Here is a 14,587-nt window from a genome sequence, read left to right as displayed (position 1 = left end):
GCGAGCGTTGGTTGGTCGGCCCGTTACTCCATCTACGCGACTTTACGCCCCGCGCACGATCTCGCGCACGTATCCGATCGTCTCCTCGATCTGGTGCGCATTGACATCGAGATGGGTGCAGGCGCGGATGCGGCCGTCCATCATCGCAAGCGTCACGCCGCGCTGGCGCAACGCTGCGACCATCTTGTCGCCGGGAATGCCGGCGCCGTCGGGCTTGAAGAACACCAGATTGGTCTCGGGCTCCTGCACCTCGATGCCTGCGATCTGCGACAGCCCGCGGGCGAGCGCGCGTGCATTGGCGTGATCGTCGGCAAGACGCTCGACGTGATGGTCGAGCGCGTAGATGCAGGCGGCCGCGCAGATGCCGGCCTGCCGCATCGAGCCGCCGAGGCGCTGCTTCCATTGCCACACCGCGTCGATGAAGACGCGTGAGCCTGCAAGCACGCCGCCAATCGGCGCGCCGAGGCCCTTGGAAAAGTCGATCCAGGCCGAATCCCATCCCACGGTCATGTCACGCGGCGAGATTCCGCTCGCCACGGTGGCGTTGAGCAGGCGCGCGCCGTCCATGTGCGTGATGAGGCCGTGCTGCTTGGCGATCGCGACGATCTCGTCGAGCGCCGCCTTCTTCCAGATCGTGCCGCCACCGATATTGGCGGTCTGCTCGACGCTGACGACGGTCTGCGGCGGCTGATAGCGCGTGCGTGGATGCAGCGCCTGACGGAGAGTCTCCGGCGTGAACTGGCCGTTCTCGCCCTTGAGCTGCCTCACCTGAAAGCCGCCGATCGCGGCATGCGCGCCCCCTTCGCGGGCGATGATGTGCGCGGTCTCGTGCGCAAGGATCTCGTCGCCGGGACGGCAATGCACAAGCGTCGCGGTGACGTTGCACATCGTGCCCGAGGGCATGTAGACCGCCGCTTCCTTGCCGAGCAGATCCGCCACGCGCTCGCACAGCGCGTTCACCGTCGGATCGTCGCCGACCTGCTCGTCGCCGACCTCCGCCCGTGCCATCGCCTCGCGCATCGCAGCCGTCGGCTTGGTCTGGGTGTCCGAGAGCAGATTGATGTGCACCGGGGGTGCCTTCGGGTCGATGGGGGGAGGGGTGTAGAGCATCAACTTGCTCCCTGAGGGATTGGCATTCACTCGCGGTCAGCGAGTTCTAGGTGGACGCCGGCGGCGTGACGAAACGGCATAATAGCGATTTCTGTCTCGGTCACACGATAATCGATCAGATGAGGATAAGCGTTGAGCGGCAAGCGACGGACGTATGCACGCGTGGTCTGCCGTCCTGCATAAGGATGCGGATAGGCTGAGACATCGGAGTGGCTGCCTGAACGAAAAAGGCCCCGGAAACCGGGGCCTTTGAACTTCGATCTGCCGAAACGATTAGCGCGAATAGAATTCGACGACCAGATGCGGCTCCATCTGCACCGGGAACGGCACGTCGGAAAGGTTGGGGATGCGCGTGTATTTCGCGGTCATCTTGCCATGGTCGACTTCGAGATAGTCGGGCACGTCACGCTCGGGGAGTTGGCTGGCTTCAAGCACATGGGCGAGCTGCTTGGAGGCTTCCTTGACTTCAACGACGTCGCCGACCTTGAGCTGGTAGCTCGAGATGTTGACCTTGCGGCCGTTCACCTTGATGTGGCCGTGGTTGATGAACTGGCGCGCGGCGAAGATGGTGGAGACGAACTTGGCGCGGTACACGACCGCGTCGAGACGGCGCTCCAAGAGGCCGATCAGGTTCTCGCCGGTGTCACCCTTGAGGCGGCTGGCTTCCACGTAGATGCCGTGGAACTGGCGCTCGCTGATGTTGGCGTAGTAGCCCTTCAGCTTCTGCTTGGCGCGCAGCTGCACGCCGAAGTCGGAGAGCTTGCCCTTGCGACGCTGGCCGTGCTGGCCAGGGCCGTATTCGCGGCGGTTCACGGGGCTCTTCGGGCGGCCCCAGATGTTCTGGCCCATACGGCGATCGATCTTGTACTTCGCCTCACTGCGCTTAGTCATCGCGTCCTCTTCAGGTACATGGTTTGAGGAAACGCGCCCTCCTGTGTGACGGGGAGATCCCGGCACCGACAGGTCCGATCCCCAAAGCGGGGGGATAGGACCACGGGTCGCGAAACGCTTCGCGGGCCGAAATCGGCCCGCGAGCAGGCGGCTTTTAGGGGAGTTTGGGGCTCGCTGTCAATGCGAATGAACCCGGAATCAGGTACCCACCGCCCGGACCGGCTTTGGCCCGGCCGCACGCAATTCGCTAGCGATTTCAGTGTTCAGGACCTGTTCCAGCCGGGTCAGGACCCGAGCGATCGGGGCGGCATCCGTCACCCGATGGTCCCAGCGGATCACGACATGGATGGTCTGGTCGGCCTCGACCACCCCATAGCTGACGATGAAGGGTCCCGGTGTGATGGGGTGGAGCTCGCCGCCGCCATAGGCGGCCACCGAGCTCACCGCGAAGCTGCCGAACCAGTTGCCGCGCTGCCGGCCGAAATTCAGTCCCACCGCCCAGGACAGGCGTCGCAGCGGCAACGGGAGGCGGGTCGCCCGCATGATCTTGCGGTACATGGGAACCTCCTCAACCGGTGCCGTCTTGGCGCGCCGGATCTCGGCATCGACCGCCGCCAGCGTCATGGCCTCGGGGGCCGCAATCCGCTGCGGCATCACGCATTCCTCGCCATCCTCGACGCGGGCGACCGCCACCAGTGCCACGCTCCTGGGCAGTTCATAGAGGGCTGGCCGGGGCCATTTGGCGTAGACCGTGCGGAGGATCGGCTCCTCCCTTGCGACCAGGGCGAAAGCCTTCACGAACATCGCTGCCCAGCCGGCGGGCGCCGTTGCGCCCGCGCGAGCTTCCAGCAGAGGGCGGACATTGAGCGAACGGGATAGCGAAACGAAGGGCACGCCCATCGAAGCGTGCATGAGGTCGCAGATCAGACGGCGCCGCAGGGAGATGGTCTTGGGCGTCCCGCGCATTGGTCTCCGGGTCCTAGGGATCAAAGATTAAAGTATGTGCAGCAAGCGGGTCGTCCGCTCGCCGCGTGCTCTAGCACGAACCAACGGGTTTGGACCCGGTCGGTTCGCCGCATCAGGGTGCCGGCGACGCCAGCGGCTTGGTTTTGTCGACGACGTAAATTCCAAGCACTTTCAATGATTTGTCACCATGGGTCTTGGCGTCGTGCACGGCGCCCGCCGGGATCTGGTAGGAATCGCCGACTTTCAGGCGCTTGTCCGGCTGGCCCTCGATGAGGAGGTCGAGCTCGCCCTCCAGGACATAACCCGTCTCGATTCCCGGATGGGTATGCCGGCCGGCGGCGCCGCCGGCCGGCACTTCGGCGATGGCGGTCACGGTCGTGTAGCCCTCCGGAAAGTCGATCTTCTGGAGCGGGGTGCGCTTGATGCCGGATTGCTGGGCGGAGGCCGCGACGGCGATGCCAGTGAAAGCGAGCGCAAGCAAAGTCTTTCTGAGCATGGTTTTTCCTCCCTGGAGCCGACGACCCTAGCAGCGCCGCGGTGCCCAGCAAGGCCGTATCGGCGATTTAGCGCCTGACCCCGTCGAACGCCGCCATGATGCCGCGCTGGAACAGCGACCAGTCGAAGCCGAGCGCGATCGCGCGGTAGCCACGGTCAATCAGAGCGTTGGCCTGGTCGGCGGTGCGGGCCACACCGCCGATCGGCACGCCGCTTCTGAGGATGCCGGCTTCCGCACGGGCGACCAGCTCGAGCAGCTCCGGATCGTCCATCTGACCGCGCTTGTTGATGGAGGTGGCGAGATCGCCGGGACCGATGACCGCGACGTCGACGCCCGGCGTCGCCATGATCTCGTCGATGCGGTTGACGGCATCGACATGCTCGATGGTGATCATGCAGATCATCTCGTCGTCGGCTGTAGCCATATAGTCCGGCATCGACTGGCCCCAGCGGAATGGCGCGTGGAAGGGACCCCAGAGTCGATCGCCGCGCGGCGGGTAGCGCACGCTGCGCACCGCTTTCTCGGCATCGTCGCGGTTGGTGATCATCGGGAAGTTGATGCCGAAGGCACCGATGTCCATCGGTGCTTTCGCAAGCCATGGCTCGTTCGCGGCAATCCGAACCAGCGGCGTGCACGGCGTGCCTGTGGTCGCGGCGATCATCGCATGTGCTTCGGTCAATCCGATCGGGCCATGTTCGAGATCGATGATGATCCAGTCGAGCGAGCGCGCCATGATCTGCACCATCTGCACACTCGGGATCGTCGCGATCGCGCCAAAGGCGGGTCGCCCCTCGCGCCAGAGCTGGCGAAGACGGTTGAGTGGTGTGGACGGGACCGACATGGAAAGGCCTGCGGCAAGGTGACGACGGCAAAGCCTAGCAGCGCGCCATTGCGGCGCAAAGTCAGGCCAGGGCGCGGCCGCCGAAGAACGGCGTCAGCATCGCCGAAAGGCCATGCACGCGGTTCGAAGTAAAGATCATCTCGGCGCCGGACTGCGCGATGCCGACGACCCGCGGGCCAAGCAGATCCGAGACGCGGCGGGCGATCGCGGGCGCCGGGTCGATCCAGTCAACCGGCCAGGGCGCCAGCCGCTTGAGCCGGTCGAGCAGCAGCGGATAATGCGTACATGCGAGCACCACCGTGTCGGTGCGCGATGTCGCATCCCCGGCGTCGCCGACGAAGCAGGGAGCGAGTTCGGCAAGGATGGCCTCGTCGCTGATTGGAGCGCCGCTCAGCTCGGCTTCAGCCAGCGAGGCAAGCTCGGGCGAGCCGACCAGCGTCACCTCGCAGCCCTGCGCGAACTCGCGGATCAAAGCTTTCGTATATTCCCGCTTCACCGTCCCCTTGGTGCCGAGCACCGAGACGCGGCGGGTCTTCGACTGCGCGCAGGCCGGCTTGATCGCCGGCACCGTGCCGACGAAGGGCAGGGAGTAAGCGGCGCGCAAGTGAGACAGCACCAGGGTGGATGCCGTGTTGCAGGCGATTACGACGAGGTCGGGATCATGCGTGCCGATCAATTCCCCCATCAACGGCACCACGCGGGCGATGATCTCGCCCTCGCCATGGTGGCCATAGGGGAAGAAGGCATCGTCGGCGACATAGACGTAATGCGCGTCCGGGCGTGCGGCGACGACCTCACGGAGCACCGTGAGTCCGCCAAGGCCGGAATCGAACACCAGGATCGTCGGAGAATTGGTCACGTCATTATCCTAAGGCGCCATGGTTACCAATCTGTTTTTAGGGCGGTTTTGCGGCGGGGCCGCTTGGGGCGAATGTGGATCGGCTGAATGCGCCGCGGAGGGCACACATCCGCAAAATTCCGGGGGCACCGCTGAAGCGCTGCGCTGCGTCCGGCGCAGGAGGAAATGTGGCACGCGCAACGACGGAGCAGATGTGTCACTGCCATCCGTATCGGCGGGGACGGCGCAGCGGTCACGCAATCCTGTTCGTCGTTGCCGCCCGCTCGGCCGCGAGCTGGCTCTGCAGACGCTCGATGTTTTGCAAGAGGCGCTGGCTGGTCAGCACCAGGAAGTAATAGCCGAACTGCGGATCCTGGAAATAAATCTCGAGCAGCCGGTCATAGGTGATCGTCAGCACGTGTCCGTCTTCGATGCATTCGACCGTTCCGGTACGCCGGTTGTCCGGCGTGAGGAAGCCCAGTTCACCCATCAGAGCTCCGGGCAAAATTTCGACGTTGATCTCCTTGACCAGAAACTTGCCGGTGACCGTGAGGAACATTTCGTTAGCGGGGTCGCGCAGCTTGAAGAGGATGTCGCCGCGGCGGTATTTGCGCTCGGTCATGAACGGCTTGAGCCATTCGATCGACATGTCGCCTTCGGCGGCATGGCGCGCCTTCTTGACCAGCTTGAGCATCTGCCGCAGGCGCAGGGCGTTGATCGGAAGCAACAGAAGATACAGCAGGAACGTCGCGACGTTGGCGGAGAGCGCGCCGAAAACGGCGAACAACGCGCAGCCGACCATGTTCGCGACGCGCAGCGGCACCATCGTCCGCATCAAGAGGGTGGCGACGAAGAAGCCGGCGCCGACCGCGGCAAACAGATTGGCCAGCGTGATGTTCTGGACAAAGATCTCCAGCAGCCGATTGAAGATGGCGTCGTAGGTTACGTTGTTTGGATCGAGGCCCATCTGGACCAGGATCTTCGCGATCCTGAGATTGTCCGTTGCCGCATCGAGAATGCGGTCGAGGATCGACGAAACGTCTGCGCTGCCGGACGGCATGATACTAACCCCGCGTAAGGCCTTCAGTCCTGGTCGGTATGCTCGACACGTGTAGCCCAAATCGAATGACGGCCGGCTGAAATGAAGCCTTTGGCCGTCACGCCGCAAGAGGCAAATTTTAGCTTGATCGGGCGTTTCGGCAATTGCTCGTTGGTTTGCGCGTCTGGCCGATGATTCGAGGCCTGGGGCGGGCTTTGGTGCTGGGGATGGACCCGCGCGCCGCAACAAGGCGGGGCCGCCCGATCTCCGCCTCAGGGCCTGGCGGCGGGCTGCACGACCTGCTGCTCGACGAGGCCAAGGCGTCCGGGCAGCGAGCCCGCGCGCAACAGCATGGCGATGCTGTTGGCCTCTTCGAGGCTGAAGTTGCCGGAGATCTGGCCGGAGCCGCCGGTGATGGGCTCGCGGATCACGGGGGCGGAGAGCACCCTGTCTTCGAGCACGATGGCGAAGGGCTTGCCGACGTTCTCTGCGGTGAGGTGGGCGAAGCGCCGCGTGCCGCGGCCGTTGAAACGGAACGAGGCGATCGGCTCTTTCGTGCTGCTCGCAAATCCTGGTCCCGCATAGCTGATGTCGTCGCCGTCGAGCACGCTGGCCTTCACCAGATAGGGGAGCTTGTCCTTGAAGCCGAGCAGGACTTTCGTGCCAGCGGGCGGCGTGCCGGATTGCGCCTGCTCTGGCGACATCGAGAGATCGATCAGGCGGAAGCTAACCCGCACCTTCTTGGCGAAGATCGCGGTGACGCGCTCGGGCTCCATCGTGCCCGGCAGGAAGATGCGGATGCGGTCTGTTCCCTCAGCCTGGACGCTGGCAAGCGTGATGCCGGCGTCCTTGAGGCGCTGCTCGATCATCGCGATGGAATCTTCGACGAGGTCGTGCAGCCGTGCGGCAGATGCGGCGTCGGTCGGCGCGAGCCTGATCAGTCCATCTCCGGCATCGGTCACGCTGAGCGCTTGCGTGGCCAGCCCCTCCGCCGCCGAGGCGAGCTTGCGCGTGAGCTGTTCGCGGCCCTTCGCGTCCGGGATTCTCACCTCGACGCCGCCGTCACGGATCGGAAGGCCGGAGAAGGCGATCCGGCCCTCGCGCAGGATCTTGTAAACGTCGTCGCGCAGGTCCGTGACGACCACCTCGCGCAGAGCGTCGGTGTCCACCTTGTAAATGATGCGGGATCCGCCCAGCTTCTCCATCTTTTCGGCGACGAAAGCCGCGACCTTGGCGCGCATCTTGTCGAATTGAGTGTCGGCGAACGCCGCGCGAGGCAGCACGATCGCCGATGCCATCGCGAGCACGACGAGCAGCCTTGTGATGCGGTTCCGCAGATGCGCAGGCATAATGTTCTCGCGTGTTGCGGTCGGGGCAATTCTTGGTCCCGCAATCGGTCGAGGAGGTTCATCGCAGCTCGCACTTTTCATCAGCATTTTCAAATACTTGATGACGTAACCAGGTTACGAAGTTGCGTAACCGGGATACGCGTGATAGATCTTGTTCAAAGGAGCAAGGCCGACGTGGTTCCCGCGAACAAGCGTGTTAGGAAATACCGAAGCGAAGGCGGCGCCGCAGATCTGGTGCGTGTCGAGGTCCTGATTCCGCCGACTGCTCGCAACGAGCTTCTGGTGATGGCCTCGCGCATGCGGGCGGAATATCGCCTGACCAAAGAGCTCCAATCACTCCTCGACAATGCGCTTCGTCTGTATGGACCGCGCATACTCGACAATGTCGATCTCGATCGGCTTCCCGATCTCCGGTCACGTGCCGCGGTCGCTGCCCGCGCAATGATCGATCGCGGCGACGCAAGGGCGTTTGCGATGGGCAGGAAGATGCTGGATCGGGTCAACGCGTGCGAGGACTAAGATGGCTCTAAGCAAGCTACAGAGCGACATCCTGCGGCTTCTTGCCAAGAACCGCTCGGAGAGCAGCTATCTTGCCGGCGGTTTGATGCTCAACAAGGATTGGCAGAGACGATCCGACGGCATCGACATTTTCCACGACAGCGATGAGGAAGTGACCGAGGCGGCAAAGTCCGATCTGGCCGCCCTCGATGCAGCCGGCTTCAAGGCGCAGCGGGACTTCATCATCTATGGCTGCGTCGATGCAACCGTTTCGCGCGATGGCGAGTCGACAATCATTCAATGGTTCGCCGAGACGAAGCTCCGATTCTTTCCGCTCATTCGAGATGAGGAATGGGGGGCCCGCCTTCATCAAGCCGATCTTGCCGTCAACAAGGTGCTAGCCGCCGCAGGTCGTTCGAAGGCGCGCGACATCGCCGATCTCGTGGCCATCGGTCGCGACTACTGTCCGCTCGGGCCGCTCGTGCTCGCTGCGGCGGGCAAGCCGCCCAATTTCTCTCCGCGTCGAACCATCGAAGAAGTCCGTCGGCATGCGTTGTCGATCCCGGCCGAGGAATTTGCCGCCGTAAGGGGCCTGCCGTCGGAATGGTCGGCGCCTTTCATTCGTGACGAGGTGCTTCGTCTGATTGAAATTGCGGACGGCTACGTGATGGCCGCGCCGGCGGAGCTGATCGGGATACTTGCCGTAAGCAAGGCGAGCGTCCCGCTCGAGGTCGCAGATTCGGACCTCGCGAATGCAATCCTGCGAAAGCCGACTGCCGAGCCGGAAGTGATGCCGGCTCCAGCCGATTTCAACGCGGTGGGCTGGACGCCCGACCGCCCGTAACTCCTCAAGGGGACAACGGCGGGTCGCAGCGTGTGGCCAATGGCATCGGCCATGGACGAACGCCAAATCATCCATCATTCTGTCCGCGCTCGACGGGTCATCGGTCGAGGCCCCGCCGAACCAAAATGTCACAAGAAGGGTGGGGACATGCATCTGAGGGAGGACGGAAATCCATGGCGGGCATCCATGCGCTCGATCGGCTCATCGGCAACGACTATCCGGATTTGTTGACGGACGCGGAGGTCCGGGCCTTCGAGCAGGTTCCTTACGCCGATCGCGTCGCAGCCGAGAGCACGTATGACGCGATCCGGCTGGGTGCAGCGCGCAACCCCGACGGGGCGGCGATCCAGTTCCTGCAAAACGCCGATCCTGCCGACACGCCGGTCGTGGTCACGTATCGCGATTTCATGGCGCGCGTCACGCAGGCGGCCAACATGTTTCACGCGCTGGGCGCGGAGAAGGGCGACGTCATCAGCTTCATGCTGCCGCTGGTGCCGGACGCCTTCGTGACATTGTTCGGCGCCGAAGCCGCCGGCATCGCCAATCCCGTTAATCCGCTGCTCCAGCCGCACCAGATCGCGGAGATCCTGGAGGCTGCGAACACGAAAATCCTGGTGGCGCTTGGGCCGATGCCGGGCACCGACATCTGGCAGAAGGTCGAGCAGATCCGGCCGCAACTCAAGCATCTCAAGGCAATCGTGCAGGTGTTCGGCGGCGGCGATCCGGCGAATGGCATCTTTACCTTCAGCGACCTGATCAAGCAGCAACCGGCGGACCGGCTTATCAGCGGCCGCAAGATCTTGGGCAGCGACATCGCCGCCTATTTCCACACCGGTGGCACCACCGGCACGCCGAAGCTGGTGCGGCACACCCATGCCAACCAGGTCTATCAGGCCTGGGCGCTCAATCTGCTGCTGAAGCCCAAGCCCGGCGCAAACCTGCTGTTCGGCATGCCTCTGTTCCACGTCGGGGGCTCGCTGACACAGGCGTTGCTGACGCTGTCAAGCGGCGGCTCGCTGGTCGTGCTGTCGCCGAGCGGCTGGCGCAATCCGAATGCGGTGAAGAACATCTGGGGGCTGGTCGAGCGCTTCAAGCCCGAGGCGCTGTCGAGCGTGCCGACGGTGCTCGCTGCCGCGCTGGCGGTGCCGCCGGGTAACGCGGATATTTCGAGCCTGAAATATGCGGCAGGTGGCGGCTCGTCGATTCCGGTCGCGGTCGGCTCGGCGATTCAGGAGAAACTGAAGCTGCCGGTGATCGAGGTCTACGGTATGACGGAGACCTCGAGCGTGCACACGCTGGCCTATCCGTCGCGGCCGATCCGGCTTGGCTCGGTCGGCCTTCCCATGCCTTACGCGCGCGTGCGCATCGTGCAGCTCGATGCCGAGGGACGCCTGATCCGCGATTGCGCGCCCGACGAGATCGGCGTCGTCATCATGGCCGGGCCCGGCGTGTTCGGCGGCTATCTCAACGACGAGCACAACAAGGGCGCTTTCATCGACGAGGTCTGGGTCAATTCCGGCGATCTCGGTCGCCTCGATGCTGACGGCTATCTCTGGATCACGGGCCGCGCCAAGGACCTCGTGATCCGCGGCGGCCACAACATCGATCCGGCGCCGATCGAGGAGATCATGTTCAGACATCCCGCCGTCGGCTTCGCCGCCGTGGTTGGCCAGCCCGACGCCTATGCTGGCGAATTGCCGGTGGGGTACGTGCAGTTGAAGCCCGGCGCGAGCGTCGAGCCGGGCGAGCTCGAAGCGTGGGTGCGCGAGCGCACGCCGGAGCGCGCCGCCGTGCCGGTGCAGGTCATTCCGATCGATCCGATGCCGCTGACGGGCGTCGGCAAAGTGTTCAAGCCGCAGCTGCGCTGGGACGCAGCGCAGCGTGTGTTCACTAAGGTGCTGGCACCGCTGGTCGAGCGCGGCATCGATTGCAAGGTCAAGGTCGGTCCGCACGGCAGCCACGGCTCCATCGCCATCGTGACGCTGACCGGCTTGCCGGCGGGCCAGCGCGAAGCGGTCGCGGGCGAGGTGCACGCGCTGCTGGCACCATTCGTGATGCGCCACGAGGTGGTGCAAGCGTAGCGGCCCGAAAGGCCGCGGGGTCAGCTGGGCAGCAGGGCGACGCTTCGCCGCATTATCCATACCCCTGTTTTGAGGACCTCTCTGTGACCGGTATCACATAGGAAGAATTAGCAATCGGCGACGCTACCGAATAGTCTCAGGGAATTGCATCCGGGGGGACGCAAGTGATTCCGTTTCGGCTGTTTGCTTTTTTGATATTTGCGATGGGCCTTGCCTGCGGACCGGCGCATGCCGACCGCCGGGTCGCGCTCGTCATCGGCAATTCCGCCTACAAGAGCGCACCGAAGCTCGGCAATCCCGTGAACGACGCCACCTTGGTCGGCGGCATGTTCAAGAAGGCTGGCTTCGATTCTGTGGACGTCAGGCTCGACCTCAGCGCCAGCGAGATGCGGCGTATGCTGCGCGAATTTGCCGGCAGGTCGCGTGATGCGGAGATGGCGGTGATCTATTACGCCGGCCACGGTATCGAGCTCGACGGCAACAACTATCTCATTCCGACCGACGCCACGCTGGAGACGGACGGCGACGTTCTCGACGAGACCATCCCAGTCGAGCGGGCATTGTTCGCAGTCGAGCCGGCCAAGCAGCTGCGCCTGATCATCCTGGATGCGTGCCGGGACAATCCGTTTGCGAAAACGATGAAGCGCACGCTGGCCTCGCGCGCGGTCGGGCGCGGCCTGGCCAAGGTCGAGCCCACCAGCCCGAATACGATGATCGCATTCGCCGCCAAAGCAGGATCGACGGCATCGGATGGCGATTCCCGAAACAGCCCGTTCGCCGCCGCGCTGGTCGAGCACCTGCCGAAGCCGGGTCTTGATCTGCGCAAGGCCTTCGGCTTCGTGCGCGACGACGTGCTCAAGGCGACCAGCTACAAGCAGGAGCCCTATGTCTACGGCTCACTCGGCGGCGACGACGTGCCGTTAGTCGCGGTCAAGCCGGCCGCGACCGGTCCGCAGGCTAACCCGCAGGAGGCCGTTCGCAGGGATTACGAGCTGGCGCTCCAACTCGGCACGCGCGACGGCTGGGAAGCGTTTCTGGCGGCGTATCCGGACGGCTTCTACGCCAACCTCGCCAAGGGGCAGTTGAACAAGATCGCCGCCGAGGAGACGCGCGCGGGGGCCGAACAGAAGGCAAAGGCCGCCGAGCAGGAGAAGGCGAGGCTCGTTGCCGAGCGCGCCCAGAAGGCCGAGCAGGAGAAGGCGGCCGCGGCGGCCAAGGCCGCCGAGGAGGCGCGGATTGCGGCCGAGAAGCAGAAGCAGATCGAGCAGGCGAGGGCCGAGGCCGCCGAGCAACAGCGCAAGGTGGCCGAAGCGGCGGCGGCGAAGGCATTGGCCGAGAAGCAAGCAGCGGAGAAAGCCAAGGCCGAACTCGCTGCAAAGCAGGCGGCAGGGAAAGCGGAGCAGGCCGCAAAGCCGGCGGCCGACCGGCAGATTCCCGAAGTTGAGAACCAGAAGGTGGCCGCGCTCTCGCCTGCACCGACCTCGACATTATCCGCAGCTGAGCTCGCCAAATCGGTGCAGAGCGAACTGCGCCGGGTCGGCTGCCTCACCTCGGCTGCAGAGGGCGAGTGGACTTCGGCCGCGCAGCGCTCGCTGACGCTGTTCAACAAATATGCCGGCACCCAGTTCGACGTGAAGCTCGCAAGCAGCGACGCACTCGATGCGCTGAAGGCGAAGCCGGGGCGCGTCTGCCCGCTGGTGTGCAATTTCGGCTTCAAGGCCGACGGCGACCAATGCGTGAAGATCACCTGCCGTGCCGGCTATCGCGTCGGTGACGACAATGAGTGCGCGAAGATCCCGGAGAAGAAGCCGGTTGCGACGCGCGAGGATTCGAAGAGGCGGGATCGGGACCGAAAACAAACGGAAGCCGCGCCCTCAGCGCCGCAGGCATCTGGTCAGGTGATCTGCAACGCGGCCGGGTGCAGGCCGATTGCCAAAGGGTGCCGGCTCGGGACGGCCAATCATCCTTCCAATCCGGCGTCTAAAATACCTGCCGAAATATGCAACTGATGATCAAGCGTTCATTTCGAGCGTACTCGTCGCGCTTAGAGCTCTCGGCCTGGACCTGCGCAAAGCGTTTGGCTTCGTGCGCGATGATGTGCTGAAGAGCACTGCCGGAAGACACGCGTGCCGCAGCCGAGCAAAAGGCGAAGGCGGCCGAGCAGGAGAAGGTGAGGCTCGTTGCCGAGCGCGCCCAGGTTGAGGCAATGCTGCCAGCTTGTCGGCAACGGATGCAGAATGGAGCGCGCTAGCACCGCTGATGCGAGTTCAGTGAGGGTTGGCCGGACGAGAGACGTCTGCGATTGAGTCGGGTGAGTTAGCAAGTGTAGCCGACCACTTTACGTCCGCGTCGACAGAAAAATGGTGGGTTACGCCTTCGGCTAGTCCACTACAGACTCTACGCCGGCAGCCGCGTCTCGATCAGCCGCGCCCAGAACGAGGCGCCGTGGCCCAAAATGTTGTCGTTGAAGACATAGGCCGGGTGGTGGCACTCGTTGCCGTCGCCCATGCCGACCAAAATCATCGCGCCGGGGCGGGCTTCCAGCATGAATGAGAAATCTTCGGCGCCCATTATGGGAATGAACTTGTCGTTGACGCGCTCGGTGCCGACGATGTCGCGGGCGACGTCGGCGGCAATGCCGGCCTCGCGTGCGTGGTTCATCGTCACCGGATACATCCGCGTGTACTTCGTGTCGGCCGAACCGCCATAGGCGCGGGCGACACTGTCGGCGACTTCGCCGATGCGGCGCTCGACGAGATCGCGCACTTCTGGATCGAGCGTGCGCACGGTGCCCGCGAGCTCGGCGACCTCCGGGATGATGTTGAAGGCCGTGCCGGCGTGGAATTGCGTGATCGAGATGACGGCCGACTTCAGCGGATCGACGTTGCGAGCGACGATCGATTGTAGCGCACCCACGATCTGCGAGCCGATCAGCACGCTGTCGATCGATTTGTGCGGACCCGCGCCGGCGTGACCGCCCTTGCCGTGAACGGTGATCTGGATGTTGTCGGACGAGGCGAGCATCGCGCCAGGGGTAGTTGCGAAATGACCTTCGGGCAGGTTCGGCATGTTGTGCATGCCGTAGACCTCCTGGATGTTCCAGCGCGTCATCAGCCCGTCCTCGACCATGGCCTTGCCACCGCCGCCGCCTTCCTCGGCCGGCTGGAAGATCAACACGGCCGTGCCGTCGAAATTGCGCGTCTCGGCGAGATATTTGGCAGCGCCGAGAAGCATGGCGGTGTGGCCGTCATGGCCGCAGGCGTGCATCTTGCCCGGGACCTTGGAGGCGTAGGGCACGCCCGAGGTCTCCATGATCGGCAGCGCGTCCATGTCGGCGCGCAGGCCGATCGTGTTGCCAGACGCCGACTTGCGGCCGCGGATCACGCCGACCACGCCGGTGCGGCCGATGCCCGTCACCACCTCGTCGCAGCCGAACTCGCGCAGCTTATCGGCGACGATGCCGGCGGTGCGGTGGACTTCGTAGAGCAGCTCCGGATTCTCGTGGAAGTCATGGCGCCAGGCGGCCATTTCGTCGGAGAGGGCGGCAACGCGATTGACGATGGGCATGAGGGATCCGTCTCTTGTGGGTTCTTGCCATTCCGGAGGGATGCGAAGCATCGAGCTATGGTGCGCA

General features: G+C 64.3%; 13 protein-coding genes. 4 read left to right on the top strand and 9 right to left on the bottom strand.

Annotated features, from left to right (window positions below; translation table 11 throughout):
• Window positions 1-42: 42 nt before the first annotated feature.
• The 8 genes from IVA98_RS21895 to IVA98_RS21860 form a co-directional block, all read right to left on the bottom strand.
• Complete coding sequence (locus IVA98_RS21895; protein ID WP_247355506.1) at window positions 43-1,110, bottom strand: threonine aldolase family protein; 1,068 nt, start codon at window positions 1,108-1,110, stop codon at window positions 43-45.
• A gap of 273 nt (window positions 1,111-1,383) precedes the next feature.
• Window positions 1,384-2,001, bottom strand: coding sequence for a 30S ribosomal protein S4 (rpsD, locus tag IVA98_RS21890; protein ID WP_247296581.1), 618 nt, complete (start codon window positions 1,999-2,001; stop codon window positions 1,384-1,386).
• Between the two features lie 198 nt (window positions 2,002-2,199).
• Window positions 2,200-2,967: an acyltransferase gene (locus IVA98_RS21885; RefSeq protein ID WP_247355505.1), complete on the bottom strand. Its 768-nt coding sequence runs from the start codon at window positions 2,965-2,967 to the stop codon at window positions 2,200-2,202.
• 112 nt (window positions 2,968-3,079) lie between these two features.
• A complete protein-coding gene (locus tag IVA98_RS21880; RefSeq protein WP_247355504.1) occupies window positions 3,080-3,463 on the bottom strand; it encodes a cupin domain-containing protein in 384 nt (127 codons plus the stop codon).
• A 67-nt stretch (window positions 3,464-3,530) separates the two neighbouring features.
• Entirely contained in the window at window positions 3,531-4,304 is a 774-nt protein-coding gene (locus tag IVA98_RS21875; protein ID WP_247355503.1) for an HpcH/HpaI aldolase family protein, read from the bottom strand.
• Window positions 4,305-4,365: 61 nt separating this feature from the next.
• Window positions 4,366-5,163, bottom strand: a complete 798-nt coding sequence (gene murI / locus IVA98_RS21870; protein ID WP_247355502.1) for a glutamate racemase — start codon at window positions 5,161-5,163, stop codon at window positions 4,366-4,368.
• A 232-nt stretch (window positions 5,164-5,395) separates the two neighbouring features.
• A complete protein-coding gene (locus tag IVA98_RS21865; protein ID WP_247280699.1) occupies window positions 5,396-6,202 on the bottom strand; it encodes a Crp/Fnr family transcriptional regulator in 807 nt (268 codons plus the stop codon).
• 251 nt (window positions 6,203-6,453) lie between these two features.
• A complete protein-coding gene (locus IVA98_RS21860; RefSeq protein ID WP_247355501.1) occupies window positions 6,454-7,530 on the bottom strand; it encodes a SecDF P1 head subdomain-containing protein in 1,077 nt (358 codons plus the stop codon).
• 174 nt (window positions 7,531-7,704) lie between these two features.
• Between IVA98_RS21860 and IVA98_RS21855 the strand changes: the two genes are divergently transcribed.
• The 4 genes from IVA98_RS21855 (at window position 7,705) to IVA98_RS21840 (ending at window position 12,962) form a co-directional block, all read left to right on the top strand.
• The gene (locus IVA98_RS21855) at window positions 7,705-8,049 is read left to right on the top strand and encodes a hypothetical protein (RefSeq protein WP_247296591.1); all 345 of its coding nucleotides are present in this window, start codon (window positions 7,705-7,707) and stop codon (window positions 8,047-8,049) included.
• 1 nt (window position 8,050) lies between these two features.
• Entirely contained in the window at window positions 8,051-8,872 is an 822-nt protein-coding gene (locus IVA98_RS21850; RefSeq protein WP_247355500.1) for a hypothetical protein, read from the top strand.
• Between the two features lie 173 nt (window positions 8,873-9,045).
• On the top strand, window positions 9,046-10,953 hold the full coding sequence (locus tag IVA98_RS21845) for an acyl-CoA synthetase (RefSeq protein WP_247355499.1): 1,908 nt from the start codon (window positions 9,046-9,048) through the stop codon (window positions 10,951-10,953).
• 203 nt (window positions 10,954-11,156) lie between these two features.
• Entirely contained in the window at window positions 11,157-12,962 is a 1,806-nt protein-coding gene (locus tag IVA98_RS21840; protein WP_247355549.1) for a caspase family protein, read from the top strand.
• A gap of 388 nt (window positions 12,963-13,350) precedes the next feature.
• On the opposite strand, the gene IVA98_RS21835 is transcribed toward IVA98_RS21840, so the two are convergent.
• Window positions 13,351-14,520, bottom strand: a complete 1,170-nt coding sequence (locus tag IVA98_RS21835) for a M20 aminoacylase family protein (protein WP_247355498.1) — start codon at window positions 14,518-14,520, stop codon at window positions 13,351-13,353.
• Window positions 14,521-14,587 lie beyond the last annotated feature (67 nt).

Source organism: Bradyrhizobium sp. 160, assembly GCF_023073735.1.
In the GTDB taxonomy this organism is placed as follows: Bacteria; Pseudomonadota; Alphaproteobacteria; order Rhizobiales; family Xanthobacteraceae; genus Bradyrhizobium.
The sequence above is the reverse complement of the archived record's forward strand: the minus strand, read 5'-3'. Positions and strand labels throughout refer to the sequence as shown.